The sequence below is a fragment of the Micromonospora sp. WMMD1155 genome, from assembly GCF_029581275.1.
Lineage (GTDB): Bacteria > Actinomycetota > Actinomycetes > Mycobacteriales > Micromonosporaceae > Micromonospora.
The window spans coordinates 1,190,282-1,215,264 of the sequence record NZ_CP120742.1; the positions used below are offsets into that span (position 1 = coordinate 1,190,282).

A 24,983-nucleotide genomic window follows, 5' to 3' on the forward strand; every position below is an offset into this window, starting at 1 on the left:
TGGTCAGTCGTCGTCCACGCCGTACAGCCGGCGTCGAACCGACAGCAGCTCGACCTCGGGACGGGCGGCCACCAGGCGCTCACAGGAGTCGAGCACCTCGCGGACGTGCCCTGTCTCGGCGGCCACCACGGCCACCGCTATCTGCGCTCGACCGTGCAGGTCGAGCGCCCCCACCTCGGCGGCCGACACCTCGAAGCGGCGCAGCGCCGCCACGATCGGCCGTACATATGATCTCTTGGCTTTGAGCGACCGGGAGTCGCCCGGCAGCAGCAGGTCGAAGACCGCGGTTCCGGTGAACATCGCCCCGGACGATACCGCCAACCCGGCCCGCATGATCAAGGGGTTTACGCCGTGCGGCGTAAACCCCTTGATCAGCGTGTCACTGCCGGATCAGGCGCGAACCTTCTCCCGCATCTCGAAGGTCTCGATGACGTCGCCGACCTGGACGTTGTTGTAGCCGCCCAGGGTCAGACCACACTCGAAGCCCTCGCGGACCTCGGTGGCGTCGTCCTTGAACCGCTTCAGCGAGGTGATCGTGAGATTGTCCGCCACGACCGTCCCGTCCCGAAGCAGTCGAGCCTTCGCGTTGCGTCGGATGATGCCCGACCGGACGATGCAACCGGAGATGTTGCCGATCTTGGACGAGCGGAACACGTCGCGGATCTCCGCGGTGCCCAGCTCGGCCTCCTCGTACTCCGGCTTGAGCAGGCCCTTGAGCGCTGCCTCGATCTCCTCGATGGCCTGGTAGATGACGGTGTAGTACCGGATCTCCACGCCCTCGCGGTCGGCCATCTCACGGACCTTGTTGGAGGCCCGCACGTTGAAGCCGATGATCGTGACCGGCTCGGACGACGCACTCGCGAGCATGACGTTGCTCTCGGTGATCGCACCGACGCCCCGGTCGAGGACCTTGAGCTGGACCTCCTCGGGGATGTCGAGGTTGAACAGCGCGTCCTCCAGGGCCTCCACCGAACCGGAGACATCGCCCTTGAGGATGAGGTTGAGCGACGTCTTCTCGCCCTCCTTGAGCTGCTCCATGAGCGTCTCGAGGGTGGCCCGACCACGGGAGTTGGCGAATGCCGCCGCCCGCCGCCGCGCCTGCCGCTGCTCGGCGATCTGCCGCACCGTGCGGTCGTCCGCCGCCGCGAGGAAGGTGTCGCCCGCGCCGGGCGGCGCGGTCAGACCCAGAACCATGACCGGACGCGCCGGCCCAGCCTCGGAGAGCTGGTTGCCGTTCTCGTCGAGCATGGCCCGGACCCGGCCGTGCGCCCCACCGGCGACGATCGAGTCGCCGGCCCGCAGGGTGCCCTTCTGCACCAGCACCGTCGCCACCGCACCGCGGCCCTTGTCCAGGTGCGCCTCGATGGCCACACCCTGCGCCGGCCCGTCGATCGGAGCGGTCAGCTCCAGCGACGCGTCGGCGGTCAGCAGGACGGCCTCGAGCAGCTCCTCGATGCCGATGCCCGGCTTGGCGGCCACGTTGACGAACATGGTCTCGCCGCCGTACTCCTCGGCGACCAGGCCGTACTCGGTCAGCTGCTGGCGGACCTTGTCCGGGTTGGCGTCCGGCTTGTCGACCTTGTTGACCGCGACCACGATCGGCACGTCGGCCGCCTTGGCGTGGTTCAACGCCTCGATGGTCTGCGGCATCACGCCGTCGTCGGCCGCGACGACCAGGATCACGATGTCCGTCACCTGGGCACCACGGGCACGCATGGCGGTGAACGCCTCGTGACCCGGGGTGTCGATGAAGGTCACCGCGCGGTCCACACCCTCGTGCGGAACGTGCACCTGGTACGCACCGATGTGCTGGGTGATGCCACCCGCCTCACCGGCCACGACGTTCGCCTTACGGATCGCGTCGAGCAGCTTGGTCTTACCGTGGTCGACGTGACCCATGACGGTCACCACCGGCGCACGGCTGACCAGACGCTCCTCGGCCACCTCCGCGTCGAGGTCGATGTTGAACTGCGCGAGCAGCTCGCGGTCCTCGTCCTCCGGGCTGACGATCTGGATGTCGAAGCCCAGGTGCTCACCCAGCAGCTGCAGGGTGTCGTCAGAGCAGGACTGGGTCGCGGTGACCATCTCGCCCAGGTTGAACATCTCCTGGACCAGCGAACCAGGGTTGGCGTTGATCTTGTCGGCGAAGTCGGACAGCGAGGCGCCGCGGGACAGCCGGACGACCTGACCCTGACCCCGGGGAGCACCCGAGCTCATGGTCGGAGCCGACAGGTTGTCGAACTCCTGTCTGCGCTGCTTCTTGGACTTGCGACCGCGCGTCGGCCGGCCACCCGGACGCCCGAAGGCACCCGCGGCACCGCCGCCACGGCCACGACCACCCGCACCCGGACGGCCGCCACCACCGGCCGGCGCACCCGGACGGAACCCGCCACCGGGGGCACCGCCGCCGCCGCCGGGACCGCCACGGTAGCCACCGCCACCACCGGCACCCGCGCCGCCACCGGGGCCGCCGCGGTAACCACCGCCGCCACCACCGGGACCGCCACGGAAGCCACCGCCGCCACCGCCGGGGCGACCAGCGCCACCACCGGGGCGACCAGCGCCACCGGGACCGGGACGACCGGCAGCCGGACGCTGGCTCGGCATCGACGCCGGGCTGGGCCGCGGCGGCATGGAGTTCGGGCTCGGCCGCGGCGGCATGCCCGCCGGGGTGTTGGGCCGAGGACCACCCGCACCGGCGGCCGGGGGCCGCTGCTGCTGGCCACCCTGGATGCCGAACGGGTTGTTACCGGCGCCGCGCGCCGGCGGGCGACCACCCGGTCGGGCACCCGGACCCGGAGCAGGCGCGCTCGGGCGAGCTGCCGGCGAACCGGGGCGGGGCGGCATCGCGGCCGGACCCGGCCGGGGGCCGGGGCGGTTGCCACCGTCTGCCGGAGGCTCCCGGCGAACCGGGTTCTCCCGCTGCTGCTGACGGGCGGCCTGCGCGGCCTTGACCGCGGCCTCCTGCTCAGCCTTCAGCGCGGCGGCACGCGCCTCCGCGGCCGCCACCTCGATGTCGTGGGCGCTCGCCGGCTTGGCGACCGGGGCCGCGGGCTGCGGCGCAGCGGGCACCGGACCCTTCGGCTTCGGGCCGGGCATCGGCGCTGCCGGCCGCCGAGGCGGCATCGGCTTGGCCGAGACCCGGGGCGCGCCCGGGGTCGGGGACGTCGTCGGGGTCGGGTTGGGAGCCGGCGTCGACGCGGGCGCCGACGGGGCGGCCGGCGCCGGAGCACCGGCGGACGCGACGAATGCGTTACGCAGCCGCCGGGCGACGGGCGCCTCGACGGTGCTCGACGCGGACTTCACGAACTCGCCCATTTCCTTCAGTTTGGCGAGAACGGTCTTACTCTCGACCCCGAGCTCTTTTGCAAGCTCGTGTACGCGGGCCTTGCCTGCCACTGCACTCCTCACTCCGAGGTCGTGCGGGCAGCACCCGCAGACCTCACTCGTGCACTTGAAGCCTGGTCATTTCAGGGACTTCATCGTGTGCTCATGTCGGTCGTCCTACCCTGCTAGCGACCCTCGCCCGGTCGGGCTGACCGGACGTAGTGGTTGGCGCATCGACGTGCTTCGCCAGCACACCGTGGTCGAGGACCTCGGTGATGCGCAGCGCACGCCCGAAGGCGCGACGCCGCACCGCCAGCGCGAAGCAGGCCGGATCCGGATGCATGTTCGCTCCCCGACCCGGCAGCCTGCGAAGCGGATCAGGCCGGAGGCTGTGACCAGCCTCGTCCCTGACCGCGACTATCCGCAGCAATTCGCTGGCCGGCGCACGTTGTCGGCAGCCCACACAGGTGCGCTCCGGCTGCGTGCGTCGTACCACTGGAAGAAGTCTACCCCTAGCCGCCCGAGATCGCGCCGCCCGGCTCCCGCACGTGATCAGCTCCCTCACGCGCGGCCGGGGCGGTCTGCTCCGCATCGGAGCGGATGTCGATCCGCCAACCGGTCAGACGGGCCGCGAGTCGGGCATTCTGCCCCTCCCGGCCGATGGCGAGCGACAGCTGGAAGTCGGGAACCGTCACCCGGGCGGCCCGACCGGCCAGGTCGACCACCTCGACCCGCAGCGCCTTGGCCGGCGACAACGCGTTGCCGACGAAGGTGGCCGGGTCGTCCGACCAGTCGATGATGTCGATCTTTTCGCCGTGCAACTCGCTCATCACGGCGCGTACCCGCTGACCCATCGGCCCGATGCAGGCACCCTTGGCGTTGACCCCGGGAGTCGTGGAGCGGACGGCGATCTTCGTGCGGTGACCTGCCTCACGGGCGATCGCGCCGATCTCGACAGTGCCGTCGGCGATCTCCGGGACCTCCAGCGCGAAGAGCTTCTTGACCAGCGCCGGGTGCGACCGGGACAGGGTGATCTGCGGCCCGCGCATGCCCTTGGCCACGTGCACCACCACGCAGCGGACCCGCTCGCCGTGGGCGTACCGCTCACCGGGCACCTGCTCGGACTGCGGCAGCACGCCCTCCAGCTTGCCCAGGTCGACGCTGACGATGCCCTTCTCGGTACGCGTCTCGTGCGCCTGCACCACGCCGGTGACCAGGTCACCCTCGCGGCCCACGTACTCACCGAAGTGCACCTCGTCGGTGGCCTCCCGCAGCCGCTGGAGGATCACCTGCTTGGCGGTCATGGCGGCGATCCGGCCGAAGTCGTGCGGGGTGTCGTCCCACTCCCGCACCAGACTGCCGTCGGAGTCCATCTCCTGCGCGTACACCAGGGCCGCGCCGGACTTGCGGTCGATCTCCACCCGGGCGTGCGGCTCGGCGCCGTCGGTGTGCCGGTAAGCGGTCAGCAACGCGGTCTCGATCGCCGCGAGAATCGTGTCGAACGGGATCTCCCGCTCGCGCTCGAGTGCGCGCAGCGCCGCGAGGTCGATGTTCACCTCTCCTCGTCCTCCACATCATCTTCGTCGTCGATGTCGTCTGAATCGTCGAACTCGTCACTGTCGTCCGCGTCGTCGAACTCCTCGTCCGCCTCGCCGAGCTCGGCGAGGCGGGTGAACTCGACCTGCACGCGACCCGGGCCCAGTTGGGCGTACGCCCAGGAGGTCCGGCCGTCCTCGGTCTCCAGCTGCACGCCCTCGTCGTCGGCGGCGATCACCCGGCCGGTCAGTTGGCGATCACCGGTGGGCTGCTCGCCGCGCTGGCCGGGCAGCGCGGTCGCGCCCCGGACGGTGACCTTGACGAGCCGGCTCACGTTGCGCCGCCAGTGCCGGGGCAGGGTGAGTGGCCGGTCGACGCCCGGCGAACTGACCTCGAGCTGGTATTCCCCGGCGACGATGTCGCCACCGGTCTCCTCCGCGGCGTCCAGCGCGGCCGAGACCGCCCGGGAGACGTCGGCGACGGCGTCCAGGTCGATCCCGCCGTCGGCGTCCACCATCACCCGCACCACGTGCCGGCGACCGGCCCGGGAGACCGACAGGTCCTCCAGGTCGTAGCCGGCGTCGTTGACGACGGGCTCGATCACGGCCCGCAACCGGGCACGCCGCCCGGCGAGGTCGCCACCGCGGGGACCCGCGGCAGCGCGGGGTCGACCGGTCGGCCTGGTGGCACGGCCACGCTGCGTCATCTCCGCACCCTTTCCCTGGTCGACGGTGGTGGGACTTCCCGCCATGCCGGCACGCCACCGGAGCGGACACGCCGGTGGCTGCGCAGAGCGTAACGCGCCTGCCCGGCGGCGGGCCGGGCGGCGCACCGACGCCGGTGGCCCCTGGACCGGCGCCCATGGTGTTGACTTGGCCGGTGGGGATCGGCAGAACGACACAGCGCAACCAGTCATCCGGACATTCCCGGCGAAAGCTCCTGCGCGGCGGGGCGCTGCTGGTGCTCGGCGGCGCCGCCGCGCCGCTGACCGGCTGTGATCTTTTCGACCGCGACGATCAGCCGGTGCCGCCGCCGGACCCGCTGCGGCCGATGGTGGACGAGGCGCTCGCCCTGGCCGAGGCGTACCGGAGCACCGCCACCGCACACCCCGACCTGGCCGGCCGGCTCGACCCGATCGCCGAAGCGCACACCGCCCACGCCACCGAGCTGGCCCGGGTGATCGGCGTCGCCCTGCCGTCGGCCGGGGTCGGCGCCCCGACCACCGCCGCGGGGGCCGACCCGACCGGCGCGCTCACGGCGCTGCGGGCACTGGAGAAGACCGCCCAGCAGTCCGCGTCCACCGCCTGCGCGGCGGCGCCCGCGGAGCGGGCCGCGCTACTCGGGTCGATCGTCGCCGCCCGCGCCACCCACCAGGAGGCACTGAAGTGAGGCAACCGTCCGCCGGGGAGGCCCTCGCCTCCGCCCTGTCCGCCGAGTACGCGGCCATCTACGCCTACGGCCGGATCGGCGTCCGGCTCACCGGCGCGGCACGGGAGGCGGCACACCAGGCGGAGGCCGCGCACCGACGTCGACGCGACACCCTGGTCGTGCAGCTCACCACCGCCGGCGGCGTCGTGCCGCCGGACCGGGCCGGCTACGCGCTGCCGTTCCCGGTCACCGACCGGGCCAGCGCCCTGCGGCTCGCCGCCGAGGTGGAGGAACGCACGGCCGCGCACTGGCGGGCGGCGTTGGCGTCCACCACCGGCGCCGACCGGGACCAGGCCCTGGCCGCCCTGGTGGAGTACGCCGTTCGCGCCACCCGGTGGCGTAAGACGGCCGGGTCGACCCCGCTGACCGTCCCGTTTCCCGGTCGACCGGCCTGAACAGGCCCGCCCCGGTTGCGGTGCGCATACCAGGTATGCATACTCCGTTGCCATGTCCATCCGTCACGGGTTGCTCGCCCTGCTCGAACGCGGCCAGATGTACGGCTACCAGCTGCGCGCCGCGTTCGAGGAGTCGACCGGCTCGACCTGGCCGCTGAACATCGGGCAGGTCTACACCACGCTGGCCCGACTGGAGCGAGACGGTCTGGTGCGCCCGCTGCCGGAGAGCGAGGCCGGGCAGCGCCCGTACGAGATCACCGACGCGGGCCGGGCGGACCTGGCGCTGTGGTTCGCCACCCCGATCAGCCGCACCGACCGTCCCCGCGACGAGTTGGCGATCAAGCTGGCGTTGGCGTTGACCACCCCGGGGGTGGACGTCCGCTCGGTGGTGCAGGCCCAGCGCAGCGCGACGATGCGTGCCCTGCAGGAGCTGACCCGGCTGAAGTACGGCAGCAATCGGCCGGAGGACCTCCCCTGGCGCCTGGTACTGGATTCGATGGTGTTCCAGGCCGAGGCGGAGGTGCGCTGGCTGGACCACTGCGAGACCAGTCTGGTGCGGCACCAACCCACCGGCCCGGCATTCCCCCTATCCCCACCGGGGGACGACGACGCACGTGACGCGGCGAGGTGGGCCGGCGAGGAGGCGCGACGGTGAGCGGGGCGGACGACGCGGTGTTGGAGCTCCGCGCCGTCCACCGCACCCACGGCACCGGACCGGCGGCGGTGCACGCGCTGCAGGGCGTCAGCCTGGCCGTCCGGCCCGGCGAACTGGTCGCCGTGATGGGACCGTCCGGATCCGGCAAGTCGACGTTGCTGGCCCTGGCCGGAGGGCTGGACCGGCCGACCGGCGGCGAGGTCCGGGTCGAGGGGCAACCGCTCGGGGCCCTGGACCGGCGCGGGCTCGCCCAGTTGCGTCGCCGCCGGATCGGCTACATCTTCCAGCAGCTCAACCTGCTGGGCAGTCTGAGCGCGCTGGAGAACGTGGCGCTCCCGTTGGAGCTCGACGGCACCAGCGGACGCCGCGCCCGCGCGCTGGCCCGGGCCGCGCTCACCGAGGTGGGCCTGCCCGGGCTGGGTGACCGCTTCCCCGACCAACTCTCCGGCGGCCAGCAGCAGCGGGTGGCCATCGCCCGCGCGCTGGTGGGTGAACGCCGGTTGGTCCTCGCCGACGAGCCCACCGGCGCACTGGACTCGCAGACCGGCGAGGCGGTGCTGCACCTGCTGCGCCGCCGCATCGACGCGGGCGCCGCCGGAGTGCTGGTCACCCACGAGGCACGACACGCGGGCTGGGCGGACCGGGTGGTGTTCCTCCGCGACGGCGTGCTCGTCGACACGACGGCACCGCTGGGCAGCGTCGAACAGTTGCTGTCCGGCAGCGAGCGGTGACCGTCCGCCGTACGCGGCAGGTCCCGGTCCGACCCTCCGCCATGGTCGGTCGGCGGCGGATCGCCGAGCTGACCGGCTCCTGGCGGACCGCGCTGCGGATCGCGCGACGCGAGTCCCGCCGCGCCCGGGGTCGAACGGCCCTGGTGCTCGCGATGATCGCCCTGCCGGTGGCCGCGCTGGCCTTCCTCGCGGCGAGCTACGACATGGCCGAACTGACCCCGCAGGAACGTGTCGACCGTCGACTCGGTGTCGCCGACGCGGAGTTGCAGTGGGTCGCCAACGGCCCGATCGGACAGGACGACTGGGGTGAGGGTTGGAGCACGACCAACGGCACGGCACCGGGGAGGGCCACCGCGGCCCAGATGACCGCGCTGCTGGGGCCGGGCAGCAGGGTCACCGAGGTACGCCCGCACGCCCCACTGACCCTGCGCGGCCCGAACCGTGACGAGGACGTGGCCGGTCGGGTGCTGGACCTCGGTGACCCGCTGGCCCGCGGGCTGGTGCGGTTCCTGGCCGGCCGGGCACCGCAGCAGCCCGGCGAGGTCGCGGTCAGCCAGGCGGCACTGCGCCGCCTGGACCTACGCCTCGGTGACGCCGTCACGGTCGCCGACGGGAGCAGGGCGTACACCGTGGTGGGGCTGGTCGAGTTCCCCGACGACCTCGGTCCGGTCGTGGCGCTGCACCCGGGAGCCGTACCGAGGACCGGTCCGGAGCCGGACAGCGTCTGGTTGGCGGACGTGCCCGGGACCGTCGACGCGGCGCTGGTGTCCCGGCTGAACGAGCGTGGGGTGCTGGTCACCGCTCGGCACCCGACCGGCGCGGGGGGCGGGGCGAACCGGACGTGGTTCGGGTTGACCGGGGCGAGCGACGCCAACGACCTGAGTACCGGCTTCCTGATCGCCGGCCTCGGGCTGTTGGAGGTCGTCCTGCTGGTCGGGCCGGCCTTCGCCGTCGGCGTCCGTCGCCGACGTCGGGATCTGGCGCTGGTCGCGGTGGCCGGTGGGGACGCCGCCCAACTGCGCCGGGTCGTGCTGGCCGACGGCGTGGTGCTCGGTGTGCTGGGTGCCGCCGCCGGCCTGGTCGTCGGCGTCGGCGCGGCGTTCGCCGGACGCCCGCTGATGGAGGAGCACGTCTTCGGCGCCCGCTTCGGCGGCTACCGCTGTTGGCCGGGCGCCCTGGTGCTGCTCGGCGCGGTGGCGGTGCTGGCCGGGGTGCTCGCCGCGCTGGCACCGGCGTGGACGGCGGCCCGGCAGGACGTCAGCGCCGGGCTCGCCGGGCGGCGTACCCCACCGGTGTCCCCCGCCCGGTGGTTGGTGGTCGGTCTGGCGCTGGTGGTGGGCGGGGCGGGGCTGGCGGCTTACGGGGCCAGCCGGACCTCCCCGGCGGTGATCCTCACCGGTCTGATCCTCGGCGAGTTGGGGCTGGTGTCCTGCACGCCCACGTTGATCGGGACGCTCGCCCGCCTCGGTCGGCTGTTGCCGTTGGCACCGCGGATCGCGGTGCGCGACGCCAGCCGCAACCGGGCCTCGGCGGTGCCGGCCATCTGCGCCGTGATGGCCGCCGTCGCCGGCAGCGTGGCGCTCGGTGGGTACCTGGCCAGTGACGATGCCCGCGACGCACGTGCCTACCAGCCGATGCTGCCGACCGGCCACATGCTGGTCTACCAGAACGGGTCGGGTCAGCAGCCCACGCTGGCCCAGGTCGCCGACGCGGCCCGGGACCAGTTGGGGGTCGGCGCGGTGGCCGCCGTCCACGCGCCGGACTGCGCGTCGGGGCGCACCGTCTACTGCGACATCGCGCCGGTGCTCCCGACGGACCGGGCGTGCCCCTGGCAGATCGGCGACGACCTCCCCGCGTCGCACCGTCAGCAGGCCCGGACCGACCCACGCTGCGGCGCGGACCCCACCGGGGGCTACGTGCAACCCGAGGTGGACGACGGCAGCGCGCTACCACTTCTCACCGGCGCCGACCCCACGACGACCGCGGCGGCCGTGGCGGTCCTGCGCGCCGGTGGCGTGGTGGTGACCGACCCGCGTTACCTGCACGACGGCCTGGTGACGGTACGCGTCAGCCGGATGGACACCGAGCCGGACCAGCTGACCGAGGTCCGTGACCTGCCGGGGTACGCGCTGCCCCGGGCGGTCGGCCATCCCCGTCTGCTGCTGTCCACCGGCGCGGCCCGACACCTCGGCCTGGACTGGTCCCCGGCCGGCTGGGTGGTCGGCAGCACCACTCCGCCCGACGAGGAGCAGCAGGCACGGTTCAGCGCCGCCCTGCGCTCGTTCGGCACGTTCTCGCTCAACGTGGAGCAGGGTGCCGCACCCCGCGACGTCTCACCGCTGCTCCTGCTGCTCGCGGCCGCGGCCGGACTGATCACGGTGGGAGCGGCGGGTATCGCCACCGCACTCGCCGCCGCCGAGGGACGCGCCGAGCTGACCACCCTCGCGGCCGTCGGCGCGGCACCGGGGTTGCGCCGATTGCTGGCGGTCTGTCAGGCCGGCGTCATCGCCGGGCTCGGATCGGTGCTCGGCATCGTGGCCGGGCTCGGCACCGCGGCGATCGTGCTGTTCTCGGTCAACCGGCAGTACGCCGGCGACTGGCCGGTCCCCGACCCGTACCCGATCCTGGTGCCCTGGCCGACCCTCGGCGTGCTGGTGCTGGTGCCGGTGGTGGCGATGCTCGGGGCGGGCCTGTTCACCCGCGCCCGACTGCCGATCGAACGGCGACTGGACTGACGATCGGATGGTCGTTGCGGCCCGCAGCGCCGCCGGTCCTCGCGCCGCCGCGGCCGGGACAGGTCGCCGATTCGGGGGTGCCGCCGGGGCCGGGCAACCGGCACACTGATCCGCGTGTCAGTGCTGGGAAATCTCACCCGCCGAGTCGGTCACTACCGGTGGTTCGGTGCCGCCGCACGTCTGTTGGTTCCCGCCGACCGGGTGATCGGCCGGCTCACTCGGGGTCGGGTGGTCGCGCTCGGCCTGATGCCGTCCCTGGTGATCACCACGACCGGCCGCCGCTCCGGCAAGCCGCGCAGCAACCCGCTGCTGTACGTGCCGGACGGTGACGCCTACGTGGTGATCGGTTCCAACTGGGGGCAGACGCACCACCCCGGCTGGGCGATGAACCTGCTCGCCGATCCGGCCGCCACAGTGGACGTGAAGGGCCGCCGACTCCCGGTGCGCGGCGACCGGGCGTCCGGCGCCGAACGGGACCGGCTGTGGCGACTGCTGGTCACCGAGTGGCCCGCGTACCGCACGTACGTCCAGCGGGCCGGTGGCCGGGAGATCCACATCTTCCGGCTGGTACCGACCGGGCGCGGCGAGCCCGCAGCTCCCCCGCCGGCTGGCTAAACTTCACCGGCAGTAAGCGAGCCGAGACACCGCACGCCGCACCGCACACCGCACACCGCACACCGCACACCGCAAGATCCGAACAACGTCCCGGATGTTGCTGCCTCCGACCCGCGGGAGACACCAAGAACCCTGATGTTGCGCGGATCTTGGGAAGGGAAGGTGAGGTGGCCCCGTGAGCGCGAGCAGTGGGCAGACCGGTGTCGGTCGGGGTCTCGACGATGGACGGTGGGCGGTCGCGGAACGGGTCGCCGAGGCGGTCCGGCGACGCTTCCCGGCCGAGGTGCTCGCGGTCGCGGTGCACGGTCCCCTGGCGCACGGTGACGACGACGGCGGCGGGGACCGCGAGGCGGGGATGTTGGTCGTCACCTACCGGTCCGGCACCGGCCCGCCGCCTGCCACCCGGCGCGTCGACGGGGTGCTCGTCGACCTGACCGTGGCCGGTGCGGAGGACTACCTGGCGCAGGCTCGGGTGATCTCCGCGCTGTGGCCGCTGACCGCCGACCGGTACGTGACCACGCAGGCGTTGCACGACCCGACGGGTTGGTTGCGCACGCTGCGCGACGAGCATCTGGGCCGGTTGGCCCGGGCCCGGCCGGCGGAGTTCAGCACCGCGGCCCGGCAGGCCTGGTATCGGGGCAGCGCGGCGCACGCCCGGGCGGCCCGGCTCGCCGAGTGGTACGAGACCGACCAGGCGCTGCTGATGCTCGGTGAGGCCCGGCTGGCGGCGGCCACGGTGACGGGTCTGCTGAGCCGCACCTACTTCCGTGATCCGGGGGACGCGGTTCGGCGTACCGGGTTGGCCGGCGCGGACATGACCGAGGTGGGTGCGGTGCTGGCCCGGCAGGCCGAGGAGTTGGCCGCCCGTGGTCGTGCGGTCGACGGGACGATCGACGAGTTGCTCACGAGTTGACGGGTCACAGCCCGCCGTGCACCCCGATCAGCGTGCCGACGAGATAGGTCGCGCCGGCCGCGGCGGCACCCAGCAGCAGTTGGCGTAGGCCGCCGGTCCACCAGGGCCGGTTGGTGAAGCGGGCGACCACCGCTCCGGCGGCGAAGAGCCCGAGCCCGCCGACGGCGAGTGCCGGCCACAGGTCGGTAGCGCCGAACAGGTAGGGCAGCAGCGGGATCAGGGCGCCCACCGAGAAGAACAGGAACGACGAGGTCGCCGCGGCCCAGGGGCTGGGCTGGTCGTCGGGGTCGACACCCAACTCCTCGCGGACGTGCACCCGCAGGGCCTCGTCCGGGTCGCGGCGTACCGCTTCGGCGACCTGGGTGGCGAGGTCCCGGGGCAGGCCGCGGGCGACCCAGGCGTCGGCCAACTCGCGGGCCTCCGCCTCGGGGTGGCGTTCCAGCTCCCGGCGCTCCTTGGCCACCTCGGCGGCGACCTGCTCGTTGGCGGACCGGACGCTCGTGTATTCGCCGAGCCCCATGGAGATCGCCCCGGCGACCAGGCCGGCGGTGCCGGTGAGCACGATGCTGTGCGCCGACACCCCGCCGCCGCCGACACCGGCGATCAGGGCGATGTTGGTGACCAGGCCGTCCATCGCGCCGAAGACGGCTGGGCGCAGCCAGCCACCGGAGACGTCGGCGTGGTGCGCCTCGCGCAGGGCTGCCGGGGTTTCGGTCATGGCAGGGTGAGGATCTCGTGGCCGTCGTCGGTCACCACGATGGTGTGCTCGAACTGGGCCGTCCACTTGCGGTCCTTGGTGACGACGGTCCACCCGTCGTCCCACATGTCGTACTGGTAGGTGCCGAGCGTGATCATCGGCTCGATGGTGAACGTCATTCCCGGCTCCATGATGTCGGTGGGGCGCGGGCTGTCGTAGTGCGGCACGTAGAGCCCGCTGTGGAAGGACTCGCCGATGCCGTGGCCGGTGAAGTCGCGGACCACGCCGTAGCCGAACCGCTTGGCGTACGACTCGATGACCCGGCCCACCACGTTGATCTGGCGGCCCGGGGCGACCGCGCGGATGCCGCGCATCATCGCCTCGTGGGTGCGCTCGACCAGCAGTCGGGCTTCCTCGCTGACCTCACCGACGCAGAAGGTGGCGTCGGTGTCGCCGTGCACCCCACCGATGTACGCGGTGACGTCGACGTTGATGATGTCGCCGTCCTGGATGACGGTGGAGTCCGGGATGCCGTGGCAGATGACCTCGTTGATGCTCGTGCAGCAGGACTTCGGGAAGCCCTTGTAGCCCAGCGTCGACGGGTAGGCGCCGTGGTCGCAGAGGAACTCGTGCACCACCTTGTCGATCTCGTCGGTGGTCACGCCGGGCTTGCAGTGCTCACCGGCGAGTCGGGTCGCCTGGGCGGCGAGTCGGCTGGCGATCCGCATCTTCTCGATGGTCTCCGGCGTCTGCACGTGCGAGCCACGCCACTCCTGCGGACGCTTCTTGCCCACGTACTCCGGTCGGGCGATCTGGGACGGCACCGGTCGCGTCGGGGAGAGCGTGCCGGGTGTCAGCGGAGGGCGGACGGTCATGCGGCAAGCCTATCGCCGGGAGTGCTGGTGACCCGCGCCACGGCCGCCGCGAGGTGGTTGTTGCCCTGCAAGTGTCGCTGTGCCATCGTGTCTGCGTGGATCAAGGGGGAGCACCGCCCGTCTTCTCCGCCAGCGCGGAGATCGACGGTGATCACCTTCGCGTGGTGGTGGCCGGTGAGGTCGACATGGCGACCGCGGACACGATGCTCCAGACCGCGCTGCGGGAGCCCGCCGGGCAGATCACCCTCGACCTGCGCGCTGTCACCTTCTTCGACTCGGCCGCCATCCACGCCCTGGTCCGGCTCGCCCAGCAGTTCCCGGGCACGCTCACCGTCCTGCCGTCCCGGCAGGTCCACCGGGTCCTGGACATCTCCGGCCTGGGCGAGCAGAGCTGGCTCAGGCCGGCCTGAGCGCCGGGCGCGGGGTCACTCCCGTAGCTGCCGGCGCAACGTCACCTCGGTGCCCTCGTCGGTACGCCGCACCGACAGGTCACCCAACGCCTTGATCAGGGCCAGGCCGCGCCCCCGGAATCCGGCGCCGGTCGACTCCCGCCACCGACCGCTGTCCCGCACGGTGGCCGTCACCGTCCGGTTCTCGATCGACACCTCCACGCTGATCGTCGCCTCGGCGGGGTGGACCGGGTGTTCGATGGCGTTCGCGGCGGCCTCGGAGACCGCGACGGTCAGGTCGAACACGGCGGTCTCACCGACCTCGTGCGCGACCAGGAAGTCCTCCAGGCGCTTACGCAGCACACTCAGCCGGGTCGGGTCCGCCGGTAGCCGCAGCGCGAAGCGGTTCAGCTCCGCCGCCTCCAGGGCCAGGGCGGCCACGTCGTCGCGGCGGGGCCGCCCGTCGACCCGCTCGACGACCGCGTCGATCAGGTCGGCCACGTGCTCGCTGGGGGTGGCCGCGTCCAGGCACAGCCGGGCCAGCGCGCCGTCGATGCCGAGCTGCCGGTCCTCGATGAGCCCGTCGGTGTAGAGCAGCAACCGACTGCCCGGCGTCAACTCACCCTCGACCGTCTCGTACGTCGCGTCGGGGATGGCGCCGACGGGCGGGCCGAGCGCGCGGACGTGCAGGAACGCCACGTCGCCTCCTCTGATCAGCAGTGGGGACGGGTGACCGGCGCTGGCGTACCGCAGACGGCCGGTACGCGGGTCGAACAGCAGACAGACCACGGTCGCGAAGGAGCGGCGCTCGGTGGACCCGACCAACCGGTTGAGCCGGGTCAGCGACTCGCCCGGCCCGTAGCCCTCCAACAGGTACGCCCGCAGCGCGTTGCGCAGTTGCCCCATCGCGGCGGCGGCCTGGACGCCCTTGCCGACCACGTCGCCGATGACCAGCACCAGTTCGCCGTTGTCGAGGGCGATGGCGTCGTACCAGTCCCCGCCGACCTCCACGTCGGCGGTGCCGGGCAGGTAGCGGCTGGCCAGCACCGCCCCGGGAAGCTGTGGCAGCGCTCGCGGCAGCAGGCTGTGTTGCAGCGTGGTGGCGATGCGGTGTTCGGCCTCGTAGAGCTGGGCGTTCTCCAGTCGTACCCCGACCAGGCGGGCCAGTTGGGTCAGGGCGGCGTCGTCGGTCTGCGCGTCGTCTCCGGCGGGCCGCCAGACCCGCAGCTCGCCGAGAGTGTCGCCGGCGGTGCCGGTCAGCTCGGTCGCGAAGGTCGGATCCGCGGCGGCGGTGCCGCCGCCGTCCGCCTCGAAGCGGGCCCCGGCCGCGGTGATCACCACTCGGGCGGCCTCGGCGAGGCTGAGCGCGTGCCGGGCGGCGACCTGGAGCACGTCGCCGGTGGACCGGGCGGTGTTCACCGCCACCGCCGCGTCCGCCAGCGCCCGGAGCCGGCGGACGATCTGCCCGCGCAGCTGGCCCAGCTCGACGTTGGCCCGGACCCGGGCGATCAACTCCTGGCTGACGAAAGGCTTGGTGAGGTAGTCGTCGGCGCCGGCGGACAGACCGGCGACGGCCTCCGCGGCGCCGGCGCGGGCGGAGAGCAGCACGATCGGGACATGCCGGGTACGCGGGTCCGCCCGCAACGCGCTCACCAGCCCGAACCCGTCGAGGCGGGGCATCATCACGTCGCTGAGCACCAGGTCGAAGCCGCCCTCGCGGGCCAGTGGCAGCGCGGCCAGCCCGTCGTTCGCGGTGACCACCTCCCAGGTCGGGGAGAGCAGCCGCGTGACGTGCTCGCGCAGGTCCGCGTTGTCGTCGACGACCAGGATCCGGCCCGCCGCGGTGCCGTCGGTCGGCCGGCTGTCGTACTCGGGTGCCGGGCCGGCGCCGGTCCACAACGCGGTCTCCGCCACGTAGAGGCGGGCCTGTTCGGGCTCCGCCGCGGGCAGGTGGCCGAACGTGACCACCCGGTCGGCGGGCAGGTGGTCCGAACCGGTCGGGACGGTCACCGTGAAGGTGCTGCCCTCGTCGACGCGACTGGTCAGCCCGACCTCGCCGCCGTGCATCTCGACCAACTCCCGGACCAGCGCCAGGCCGATCCCGGTGCCCTCGTAGGTGCGCGCACGGGCGCCGGGCACCCGATGGAACCGCTCGAAGACGTGCGGAATCTCGTCCGGCACGATGCCGATGCCGGTGTCCGTCACCTCCAGTCGGGCCGCGCCGTCCACGGCCCGGACGCGCACCCGGATCTCGCCGTCGAAGGTGAACTTGACCGCGTTGGACACCAGGTTGAGGACGACCTTCTCCCACATGTCCCGGTCGACGAAGACCGGCGCCGGCAGCGGAGGGCAGTCCACCACCAGCCGCAACCCGGCCCGGTCGGTGGCCGAGCGGAAGGTGCTGGCCAGCCGGGCCGTGTAGCCGGCGAGGTCGGTGGGCTGGTAGCGGGCGGCGAGCCGACCGGACTCCAGTCGGGAGAAGTCCAGCACGGTGTTGACCAGCTTGAGCAGACGCAACGCGTTGCGGTGCATCGTGGTGAGCCGCTCGATCTCGGTGGCGGGTAGCGCCGGGTCGGCCAGCATGTCCTCCAGCGGGCCGAGCACCAGGGTCAGCGGGGTACGGAACTCGTGGCTGACGTTGGCGAAGAAGTTGGTCTTCGCCCGGTCCAGCGCTGCCAACTCGGCGGCCCGGGCACGTTCCTGCTCGTACGCCCGCTGCGTGCCGACCGCACGGGAGATCTGGGCGGCGACCAGGTCGAAGAAGTTCCGGTAGTCGTCGCCGAGCGGTAGCTGACGGCTCACGCCGACGATCAGGGCGCCCACCGTCTCGTTGGTCGCCGTGACCGGCACCACGAGGGCCTGGTCCGCGACGTCGACAGGCGGCGGGTCGAACAGGTCGGCCACCTCGACCGTGGCGGGCACGCCGTCGGCGGTCACCTGGGCCAGGACCTGCGCGACGGCCTCGACGGCGGGCGGGACGCTGCCGGTGCAGCCGGTCAGGGCGAGTTGACCGCTGTCGTCGGCCAGGTAGATCAGGGCGAACGGCACGTCCGCGCGGTGCCGGCCGAGCACCTCGGCCGCGGTCCGGCCGAGCTCGGCGGAGCTGCCGACGTCGGCCAGCTCGGCGCCCAGTTCGGCCAGTGCCCGGAGCCGACGCTCGCCGAGCACCCGGCCGGTGGTCTCGCTGACGATGCAGTAGACGCCACCGACCGAGCCGTCGGCGCTGCGGATCGGGTCGTACGAGACGTCGAAGTAGGTCTGCTCGACGAAGCCGTGCCGGTCCAGCAGGAAGGGGTGGTCCTCGCCACGGTAGGAGCGCCCGGTGGTGCGGACGCCGTCGAGCAGCGGGCCGAGCACCGGCCACGTCTCCGCCCAGAAGGCGCGGGCCGGCTGGCCGATCGCGGCCGGATGCTTGTCGCCGATGGTCGGCCGGTACGCGTCGTTGTAGAAGGCGAGCTGGTCGTCGCCCCAGAACATGACGATCGGCGCGCTGGAGGCGAGCATCATGCCGACCGCGTTGGACAGCGCGACCGGCCACTGACCGGGCGCGCCCAGTGGACCGGTGGACCAGTCGAGGCCGGCCAGCCGCTCGCCCAACTCACCGCCGGCGGCGAACGCCGCCGCCAGCATCGGGGAGGTCTCGCTGCCGGACGCGGCCGGATGCCGTTCGTCCGCGCCCCCCTGGGCCGAGCTCATGCAGCCTCCCGCCCCGGTCGTACCCCGCGACCGTTGATCTTCACCCGCCGTGCTCCGACTTGTACCCCAGCGGACCAGCAACGTAACGCATCACGACAGGTGGACGCTGTTGACGTTCGTGCGGGCCGTCGGGCACCGGACAGTGCGGGCGCGCGGCGACGTCGAACGACCTGACCGGAGCACCCCGACCAGTCAGAAGACCGGCAGCCCGTCGATGCTTGCCACGTTCCTGGTGGCCCGGTAGGTCACCAGATCGTCGGCCGTACGGCGGGAGTGTGAGGTGAGCAACAGATCACGCTCGGCGCGGAAGTCCATCAACGGCACCGCGTACCCGCAGGAGTCGCTGACCCGCTCCACCTCGACGGTGATCACCGCCCGGACGGCGTGCACGTCCGGGGGCGCGGGGAACTCGGCGAGCCGGTCGGCGAAGGTCGCCTCGGTCACGGCGACGCTGCTGCCCCGGCCGTGCAGCCGGACGATCTTCGGTGGCCCCTCGAAGGCACAGAACATCAGCGTGATCCGGCCGTTGTCGCGCAGGTGGGCGATGGTCTCCGCGCCGCTTCCGTGATAATCGAGGTACGCCACCCGGTGCGGCCCGAGGATCACGAAGGTGCCCCGCATGCCCTTCGGCGAGACGTTGACGTGCCCCTCGGCGCCGGACGGCGCGGTGGCCACGAAGAAGACCGGCTGAGCCGCGATGAAGTCACCCAGTCGAGAGTCGATCTCCGGATAGACCTTGCCCATACGTCGATCCTCCCATCGGCGACGGCACGGCACGGGGGCGACGAGCGTCACACCCGTTGTCGACCCGCCGGCCGGCGGCCCGGACCAGCGCGGTGATCGGCCGGGGATCCGGCTCGTTCTCCGGGTGCCACTGCACACCGAGCACGAACGGCAGGGCCGGATCCTCCACCGCCTCCACCACGCCGTCGTCGGCCCACCCGGTGACCGTCAACCGGCCCGGGTCGGCGACCGCCTGGTGGTGGTAGGAGTTGACCCGGTCCACCCCGGCCAGCACCGTCGCGGCCAGGCTTCCCGGGGCGAACCGCACCGGGTGGCTGCCGTAGACACCGGGTGCCGGGCGGTGCGCCTCGTGACCGACCACGTCGGGCAGGTGCTGGTGCAGGGTTCCGCCGTAGGCGACGGCGAGCAACTGCAGGCCCCGGCACACGCCCAGCACCGGCAGGTCGGCGGCGAGCGCGGCGGCCAGCACTGTCAGCTCACCGGCGTCCCGGTCCGGTCGGTCCTCGGTACGCGGATCGGGCTGCTGCCCGTACCGCCCCGGACCCACGTCGGCGCCACCGGCCAACAGCAGCCCGTCCAGGACCGCCACCACGTCACCGTCCAGGTCGTCGGGAGGTAGGACGACGGCCCGGCCACCGGCGCTCGTCACCGCCCGCGCGTACGCCTCGGGCACCAGAACGGCCGGTACGCCCCGCCACACCGCCCAGCCGGCCGGTTCGACGTACGCGCTGATCCCGATCAGCGGCCTCCGCACCGAGTCGGCGCTCACAGCGGTGTGACGTACGCGCCGGTGATGCCACCGTCCACGACGAACTGCGCGGCGGTCATGAACGAGGCGTCGTCGCTGGCCAGGAACGCCACCGCGGCGGCGATCTCCTCGGGTTGCCCGAACCGGCCCATCGGCACGTGCACGAGGCGGCGGGCGGCCCGCTCCGGGTCGGTGGCGAACAGCTCCAACAGCAGTGGGGTGGCCACCGGGCCGGGGCAGAGCGCGTTGACCCGGATGCCCTCGCGGGCGAACTGCACACCGAGCTCCCGGGTCATCGCCAGCACCCCGCCCTTGCTCGCGGTGTACGCGATCTGCGACGTCGCCGCACCCATCAGCGCCACGAAGGAGGCCGTGTTGATGATCGACCCCTTGCCCTGGCGACGCATGTGTCCGATCGCGTATTTGCAGCACAGGTAGACGCTCGTCGTGTTGACCCGGAGCACCCGCTCCCACGCGTCCAGGCCGGTGTCCAGGATGGAGTCGTCGTCGGGCGGGGAGATGCCGGCGTTGTTGAACGCGATGTCCACCCGGCCGTGCCGGTCGGCCACCCCGTCGAACAGGTCGCGTACCGCCGACTCGTCGGCCACGTCGGCGTGGACGAACTCCCCGCCGCACTCCTCGGCGGCCTTCGTTCCGGCCGTCGTGTCGATGTCCACGCAGACCACCCGGGCCCCCTCGGCGGCGAACCGCCGGACGGTGGCCAACCCGATGCCGCTGCCCGCGCCGGTGACCACTGCCACCCGGTCCTGCAACCGACCCTGCACCCGCATCACTCCTCTGTCGCGATGAACACGTTCTTGACGTCGGTGAAGGAGTGCAACGCGTCCGGGCCCAGCTCACGGCCGAGCCCGGAACGCTTCATCCCACCGAACGGGGTCCAGTAGCGCACCGAGGAGTGCGAGTTGACGCTGAGGTTGCCCGCCTCGACGGCGCGGGCCAGGCGCAGCGCCCGACCGACGTCCCGGGTCCAGATGGAGCCGGAGAGGCCGTAATCGGTGTCGTTGGCGAGCCGGACCGCGTCGGCCTCGTCGTCGAACGGCAACACCGAGACGATCGGTCCGAAGATCTCCTCCCGCCAGTGCCGGTCGGCCGGTGAGTCGGCCAGCAGCACGGTGGGCGCGTGCCAGAACCCGGGGCCGTCGGGGCAGGAGCCGGTGAACGCGATCTCCGCCCCGTCGAGGTAGCCGGCGACCCGGTCCCGCTGGGCGGCGGAGATCAGCGGGCCCATCTCGGCGGTGTCCCGGGACGGGTCCTCGACCCGCACCGCGCGTACCGCCGGTTCGAGCAGTTCCAGGAACCTGTCGTACACCGGGCGTTGGACGAGGATCCGCGACCGTGCGCAGCAGTCCTGGCCGGCGTTGTCGAAGACCGCGCCCGGCGCGGTCGCGGCGGCGCGTTCCAGGTCCGCATCGGCGAACACGATGTTCGCGCTCTTGCCCCCCAGCTCCAGAGTGAGGCGCTTCACGTGCGCGGCGCAGCCGGCCATGATCCGGGTGCCGACCTCGGTGGAGCCGGTGAAGCAGATCTTGCGGACCGCCGGGTGGCTGACGAACCGCTCCCCCACCACCGCCCCCTCGCCCGGTACGACGGTGAACACGTCGTCGGGCAGGCCGGCCTCGCGGGCCAGCTCGGCCAGCCGCAGCGCGGTGAGCGGGGTCAACTCGGCGGGTTTGAGCACCACCGTGTTGCCGGCGGCGAGGGCCGGCACGAACCCCCAGGCGGCGATCGGCATCGGGAAGTTCCACGGCACGATCACGCCGACCACACCGAGCGGCTCGTGGAAGGTGACGTCCAGCCCGCCCGGCACCGGGATCTGCCGCCCGGTCAACCGCTCGGGCGCCCCGGCGTAGTAGTCCAGGACGTCCCGGACGTTGCCGGCCTCCCACCGGGCGTTGCCGATGGTGTGCCCGGAGTTGCGGACCTCCAGCGCGGCCAACTCGTCCAGATGCGCGTCGACGACGGAGGCGAACCGTCGTAGCAAGCGGGCCCGGTCCCCCGGCCCGACCGTCCGCCACGTCTCGAAGGCGACACCCGCCCGCGCGACAGCCGCGTCCACCGAGTCCAGGGAAGCCCCGGGAACCTCCCGGACGATCTCCTCAGAAGCAGGATCACGAACCAGGGTCACGCCATCACCCCCGCCTCACAGGCGTTCGAAGCCACGGGTCAGCTCCCAGTCCGTCACCGCGGCGTCGAAGGCGGCCAGCTCCACCCTCGCCTGGTTGGCGTAGTGGGCCACCACCTCCGCGCCGAACGCCTCCCGGGCCACCGTCGAGCCCTCCCAGAGCGCCAGCGCGTCGCGCAACGTGCCGGGGACCCGCTCGGCCTCCGGGTCGTCGTACGCGTTGCCGGTGCACTCGTCGCCCAACTCCAACTCCTGGTCGATGCCGTGCAGCGCCCCGGCGACCAGCCCGGCGATCGCCAGGTACGGGTTGACGTCCGCCCCGGGCACCCGGTTCTCCACCCGCATGCCCTGCCCGTGCCCCACCACCCGCAGCGCGCAGGTGCGGTTGTCCACCCCCCAGCGCAGCGCCGTCGGGGCGAACGAGCCCGGCTGGTAGCGCTTGTAGGAGTTGATGTTCGGGGCGAACAGCAGGCTGAACTCCCGCATGGTGGCCAGCAGCCCGGCCAGCACCCGCTGCCCGGTCGGCGACAGGTGCGCCGGCCCGTCCCCGAGCATCGCCGACGAGCCGGAGGCGTCGCGCAGCGAGAAGTGGATGTGGCAGGAGTTGCCCTCCCGCTCGTTCGGCTTGGCCATGAAGGTGATCGACATGCCCTCCTGGGCGGCGATCTCCTTGGCGCCGTTCTTGTAGATGACGTGGTGGTCGGCGCAGGCCACCGCCTCGTCGTAGCGGAACGCGATCTCGTGCTGGCCGAGGTTGCACTCACCCTTGGCGCTCTCCGGCGTCAGCCCGGCGGCGGCCATCTCGGTGCGGATGCGGCGTAGCAGCGGCTCCACCCGGGCGGTGCCGAGCAACGAGTAGTCGACGTTGTACTGATTCGCCGGGGTGAGGTCCCGGTAGCCCTGCCGCCAGGCGTCCTCGTACGAGTCGCGGAACAGCACGAACTCAAGCTCGGTGCCCGCGTACGCGGTCAGCCCGTGCTCGGCCAACCGATCCAACTGGCGGCGCAGGATCTGCCGGGGCGAGGCGACCACGTCACCCGAGCCGTCGAGCCAGGTCAGGTCGGCCAACAGCATCGCCGAGCCGGGCTGCCACGGCGTCCGGCGCAACGTGCCGAAGTCCGGCACCATGGCGAAGTCGCCGTAGCCACGCTCCCAGCTCGACATCGCGTACCCGTCGACGGTGTTCATGTCGACGTCCACGGCGAGCAGGTAGTTGCAGCCCTCGCTGCCGTGCTCCGCCACCTGGTCGAGGAAGAACGGCGCGTGGAACCGCTTGCCCTGCAACCGGCCCTGCATGTCGACCAGGGCCAACACCACGGTGTCGATCTCGCCCTCGTCGACGGCGACCCGCAGTTGTTCCAGCGTGAGCGGCGCTTTACTCATGGCGGGCCTCCATCACCAAGGTCTACTGGCAAACCGGATCACCGTCAATGCCCCCACGAGGGTCGGCGGCAAACCCGGCGGGACGGGAGCGACGCCCGTCCCGCCGGGTGCGGCTCAGGCCGGGCCGTCGACCGGCGCCGTGGGCTGCTCGACGGTACGCACCGGACCGGTGAACCACTTCCGGGCCGACGCGTACCACCAGACGGCGACCACCAGCAGCACCCCGCCGACGGCGAGCGGCGCGTAGTTCACCGCCGTCCAGGTGAACCCGTCGTTGCCGGGCACCCCGGCGGGCACGATCGGCAGCACGAAGTAGACGGCGATCACCGCGATCTCGATCACCGCGAGCCAGCCGAGCAGCTTGTACTTCCGCCCCAGCGTCCAGGGGCCGGGGACGAACCGGTCCCCCATGCGCAGCCGCAGGGCGATCGGGATGAGGAAGGACAGGTAGAGCCCGAGCACCGCGACGGAGACCACCGCGTAGAAGGCGACCGGGATGCCGGCCGAGCTCTCGTAGAGCGCCGGCAGGGTCAGCACCAGGCCGGCCACCGTGGCGCCGATGATCGCGTTGACCGGGGTGCCGTTGCGGTCGACAGTCGACCAGAGGCGCCAACCGGGTACCGCCCGGTCCCGGCTGAACGCGTACGCCATCCGGCTCATCGACGTCACGCAGCTCATGCCGCAGAAGAACTGACCGATCGTGGAGATGATGATGACGATCTTGAAGAACACCGGGGTCAGCGCGGATTCGAAGATCGCGCCGGAGAAGCCGCCCGCGGCGTTGACCGCCTCGACGTCGGTGGCCGCGAAGAGGAACGCCAGCAACAGGATCCAGCCGCCGACCGCCGAGTAGAAGATGGACTGCCAGAGCCCGCGCGCGGCGGCCTGCGACGCACCGCGGGTCTCCTCGGAGACGTGGGCGCAGGCGTCGAACCCGGTGATCGTGTACTGCGTCAGCAGGAAGCCCAGCGGCAGCACGTAGAACCAGAACGTCAACCCGCCGACGTCCCCGTCACCGAAGCCGGAGTTGTTGAAGCGCTCGGTGAACACGAACTGGAAGCTCTGGTGGTCGTCGGGGACGAAGACCAGGATGGCCACCACGACGGCCGCGCCGGCCACGTGCCACCAGACCGAGACGTTCTGGAGTACGTCGATGATCCGGTGCCCGAAGATGTTGATCAGCCCGTGCAGCACCAGGATGATCACGAAGAGGACGAACGCCTGCCGCAGCGTCCCGGCCCACCCGTCGAAGAGCGCCGACAGGGTGAGGTTGAGGAACGTCGCGCAGCCGTAGTCCACCGAGGCGGTGACCGCCACCAGACCGATGAGGTTCAACCAGCCGGTGAACCAGCCGTGCACCGGGCGACCCATGGTGGCCGCCCACCAGTAGATTCCGCCCGCGGTCGGGTACGCCGACACCAGTTCCGCCAGGCAGAAGCCGATGATGAGGATGAACAGCGAGATCAGCGGCCAGCCCCAGGAGATGGCGACCGGACCGCCGTTGTTCCACGCCTGACCGAAGGTGGTGAAGCAACCGGCCAGGATCGAGATGATCGAGAAGGAGATGGCGAAGTTGGAGAAGCCGCTCCACTTGCGGCGCAGTTCCTGCTTGTAGCCGAGCTCGGCGAGTCGCCGCGCGTCGTCGTCCATCGGTTGCTCTGCGGTCGGAACGGGCGTCGTGGCCACTGCGCACCCCCCTGAGGTGGTTCCGTCAACGAGTGCGCAAAGTGTGGTCCCGTTGATCAGGGACGGTCAATACGTCGCGCGTGCCGTCCCGCTAATCCCGTTGCCGCCGCACGCTGGACAACCGCATGCTGTATCCCGTGCGCAGGCCCGATCGCAACGGGCTCCGCCGGGCGCTCGGCAACGCCCGGCACACGGTGGCGCGGGACACCGCCTCTCTCTCGTACGGCTACCGCCGTAACCGACGAAGGTGCCCCGCGCCGCCGCGCTCTACCCGACCGGATTGCCCT

General features: G+C 72.3%; 22 protein-coding genes. 8 read left to right on the top strand and 14 right to left on the bottom strand.

Annotated features, from left to right (window positions below; genetic code table 11):
* Positions 1-3: 3 nt before the first annotated feature.
* The 5 genes from O7617_RS05160 to rimP all read right to left on the bottom strand — a co-directional run bounded on the left by O7617_RS05160 (position 4) and on the right by rimP (position 5,569).
* A complete protein-coding gene (locus O7617_RS05160) occupies positions 4-300 on the bottom strand; it encodes a DUF503 domain-containing protein (RefSeq protein WP_282261862.1) in 297 nt (98 codons plus the stop codon).
* A 90-nt stretch (positions 301-390) separates the two neighbouring features.
* Positions 391-3,399: a translation initiation factor IF-2 gene (gene infB, locus O7617_RS05165; protein WP_282261863.1), complete on the bottom strand. Its 3,009-nt coding sequence runs from the start codon at positions 3,397-3,399 to the stop codon at positions 391-393.
* A gap of 91 nt (positions 3,400-3,490) precedes the next feature.
* Positions 3,491-3,823 (bottom strand): YlxR family protein, encoded by a 333-nt coding sequence (locus O7617_RS05170; RefSeq protein WP_282261864.1) that lies wholly within the window; start codon positions 3,821-3,823, stop codon positions 3,491-3,493.
* A 16-nt stretch (positions 3,824-3,839) separates the two neighbouring features.
* Positions 3,840-4,883 carry a transcription termination factor NusA gene (nusA, locus tag O7617_RS05175; protein ID WP_278137985.1) on the bottom strand — a complete coding sequence of 348 codons (1,044 nt, stop codon included), beginning with the start codon at positions 4,881-4,883 and terminating at the stop codon, positions 3,840-3,842.
* Positions 4,880-5,569 carry a ribosome maturation factor RimP gene (gene rimP / locus O7617_RS05180; protein ID WP_282261867.1) on the bottom strand — a complete coding sequence of 230 codons (690 nt, stop codon included), beginning with the start codon at positions 5,567-5,569 and terminating at the stop codon, positions 4,880-4,882. Before rimP ends, nusA begins: the two co-directional genes overlap by 4 nt.
* A gap of 155 nt (positions 5,570-5,724) precedes the next feature.
* On the opposite strand from rimP, the gene O7617_RS05185 reads away from it, so the two are divergent.
* From O7617_RS05185 to O7617_RS05215, 7 genes are all read left to right on the top strand, one after another.
* Positions 5,725-6,252: a hypothetical protein gene (locus O7617_RS05185; RefSeq protein WP_282261869.1), complete on the top strand. Its 528-nt coding sequence runs from the start codon at positions 5,725-5,727 to the stop codon at positions 6,250-6,252.
* The gene (locus O7617_RS05190) at positions 6,249-6,686 is read left to right on the top strand and encodes a ferritin-like domain-containing protein (RefSeq protein ID WP_278144381.1); all 438 of its coding nucleotides are present in this window, start codon (positions 6,249-6,251) and stop codon (positions 6,684-6,686) included. The genes O7617_RS05185 and O7617_RS05190 overlap by 4 nt, the downstream gene beginning before the upstream one ends.
* Positions 6,687-6,738: 52 nt before the next feature.
* Entirely contained in the window at positions 6,739-7,341 is a 603-nt protein-coding gene (locus O7617_RS05195) for a PadR family transcriptional regulator (protein ID WP_282261875.1), read from the top strand.
* A gap of 17 nt (positions 7,342-7,358) precedes the next feature.
* Positions 7,359-8,072, top strand: coding sequence for an ABC transporter ATP-binding protein (locus O7617_RS05200; RefSeq protein ID WP_282264641.1), 714 nt, complete (start codon positions 7,359-7,361; stop codon positions 8,070-8,072).
* Positions 8,069-10,807, top strand: a complete 2,739-nt coding sequence (locus O7617_RS05205) for an FtsX-like permease family protein (RefSeq protein WP_282261876.1) — start codon at positions 8,069-8,071, stop codon at positions 10,805-10,807. Before O7617_RS05200 ends, O7617_RS05205 begins: the two co-directional genes overlap by 4 nt.
* Before the next feature lie 114 nt (positions 10,808-10,921).
* The gene (locus O7617_RS05210) at positions 10,922-11,422 is read left to right on the top strand and encodes a nitroreductase/quinone reductase family protein (RefSeq protein WP_282261878.1); all 501 of its coding nucleotides are present in this window, start codon (positions 10,922-10,924) and stop codon (positions 11,420-11,422) included.
* A gap of 175 nt (positions 11,423-11,597) precedes the next feature.
* A complete protein-coding gene (locus tag O7617_RS05215) occupies positions 11,598-12,335 on the top strand; it encodes a nucleotidyltransferase domain-containing protein (protein WP_282261879.1) in 738 nt (245 codons plus the stop codon).
* 4 nt (positions 12,336-12,339) lie between these two features.
* Here the strand turns inward: O7617_RS05215 and O7617_RS05220 are convergent, their stop codons facing one another.
* Together O7617_RS05220 and map are read right to left on the bottom strand one after the other, a co-directional pair.
* On the bottom strand, positions 12,340-13,053 hold the full coding sequence (locus tag O7617_RS05220; RefSeq protein WP_282261881.1) for a VIT1/CCC1 transporter family protein: 714 nt from the start codon (positions 13,051-13,053) through the stop codon (positions 12,340-12,342).
* Complete coding sequence (gene map / locus O7617_RS05225) at positions 13,050-13,907, bottom strand: type I methionyl aminopeptidase (RefSeq protein ID WP_282261883.1); 858 nt, start codon at positions 13,905-13,907, stop codon at positions 13,050-13,052. Before map ends, O7617_RS05220 begins: the two co-directional genes overlap by 4 nt.
* Positions 13,908-14,002: 95 nt before the next feature.
* Here map and O7617_RS05230 point away from each other — a divergent pair, with 95 nt between their 5' ends.
* Positions 14,003-14,317 (top strand): STAS domain-containing protein, encoded by a 315-nt coding sequence (locus tag O7617_RS05230; RefSeq protein ID WP_282261884.1) that lies wholly within the window; start codon positions 14,003-14,005, stop codon positions 14,315-14,317.
* Positions 14,318-14,332: 15 nt separating this feature from the next.
* Here O7617_RS05230 and O7617_RS05235 read toward each other — a convergent pair whose 3' ends face one another.
* From O7617_RS05235 to O7617_RS05265, 7 genes are all read right to left on the bottom strand, one after another.
* Positions 14,333-17,992 (bottom strand): SpoIIE family protein phosphatase, encoded by a 3,660-nt coding sequence (locus O7617_RS05235; protein WP_282261885.1) that lies wholly within the window; start codon positions 17,990-17,992, stop codon positions 14,333-14,335.
* Between the two features lie 192 nt (positions 17,993-18,184).
* Positions 18,185-18,736 (bottom strand): pyridoxamine 5'-phosphate oxidase family protein, encoded by a 552-nt coding sequence (locus O7617_RS05240; RefSeq protein WP_282261886.1) that lies wholly within the window; start codon positions 18,734-18,736, stop codon positions 18,185-18,187.
* Positions 18,696-19,505 (bottom strand): gamma-glutamyl-gamma-aminobutyrate hydrolase family protein, encoded by an 810-nt coding sequence (locus tag O7617_RS05245; protein ID WP_348774171.1) that lies wholly within the window; start codon positions 19,503-19,505, stop codon positions 18,696-18,698. The genes O7617_RS05240 and O7617_RS05245 overlap by 41 nt, the downstream gene beginning before the upstream one ends.
* Positions 19,502-20,269, bottom strand: coding sequence for a 3-oxoacyl-ACP reductase (locus O7617_RS05250; RefSeq protein WP_348774187.1), 768 nt, complete (start codon positions 20,267-20,269; stop codon positions 19,502-19,504). Before O7617_RS05250 ends, O7617_RS05245 begins: the two co-directional genes overlap by 4 nt.
* A gap of 5 nt (positions 20,270-20,274) precedes the next feature.
* Positions 20,275-21,630, bottom strand: a complete 1,356-nt coding sequence (locus O7617_RS05255; protein WP_282261888.1) for an aldehyde dehydrogenase family protein — start codon at positions 21,628-21,630, stop codon at positions 20,275-20,277.
* A 15-nt stretch (positions 21,631-21,645) separates the two neighbouring features.
* Complete coding sequence (locus O7617_RS05260; RefSeq protein WP_282261889.1) at positions 21,646-23,010, bottom strand: glutamine synthetase family protein; 1,365 nt, start codon at positions 23,008-23,010, stop codon at positions 21,646-21,648.
* 114 nt (positions 23,011-23,124) lie between these two features.
* A complete protein-coding gene (locus tag O7617_RS05265; protein WP_282261890.1) occupies positions 23,125-24,660 on the bottom strand; it encodes an amino acid permease in 1,536 nt (511 codons plus the stop codon).
* Positions 24,661-24,983 lie beyond the last annotated feature (323 nt).

Bases quoted from the DNA above. Each gene is read 5' to 3' on its own strand.
- O7617_RS05160 (WP_282261862.1), bottom strand. From the start codon at position 300: ATGTTCACCGGAACCGCGGTCTTCGACCTGCTGCTGCCGGGCGACTCC.
- rimP (WP_282261867.1), bottom strand. From the start codon at position 5,569: ATGACGCAGCGTGGCCGTGCCACCAGGCCGACCGGTCGACCCCGCGCT.
- O7617_RS05185 (WP_282261869.1), top strand. From the start codon at position 5,725: ATGGTGTTGACTTGGCCGGTGGGGATCGGCAGAACGACACAGCGCAAC.
- O7617_RS05195 (WP_282261875.1), top strand. From the start codon at position 6,739: ATGTCCATCCGTCACGGGTTGCTCGCCCTGCTCGAACGCGGCCAGATG.
- O7617_RS05220 (WP_282261881.1), bottom strand. From the start codon at position 13,053: ATGACCGAAACCCCGGCAGCCCTGCGCGAGGCGCACCACGCCGACGTC.
- map (WP_282261883.1), bottom strand. From the start codon at position 13,907: ATGACCGTCCGCCCTCCGCTGACACCCGGCACGCTCTCCCCGACGCGA.
- O7617_RS05235 (WP_282261885.1), bottom strand. From the start codon at position 17,992: ATGAGCTCGGCCCAGGGGGGCGCGGACGAACGGCATCCGGCCGCGTCC.
- O7617_RS05240 (WP_282261886.1), bottom strand. From the start codon at position 18,736: ATGGGCAAGGTCTATCCGGAGATCGACTCTCGACTGGGTGACTTCATC.
- O7617_RS05260 (WP_282261889.1), bottom strand. From the start codon at position 23,010: ATGAGTAAAGCGCCGCTCACGCTGGAACAACTGCGGGTCGCCGTCGAC.
- O7617_RS05265 (WP_282261890.1), bottom strand. From the start codon at position 24,660: ATGGACGACGACGCGCGGCGACTCGCCGAGCTCGGCTACAAGCAGGAA.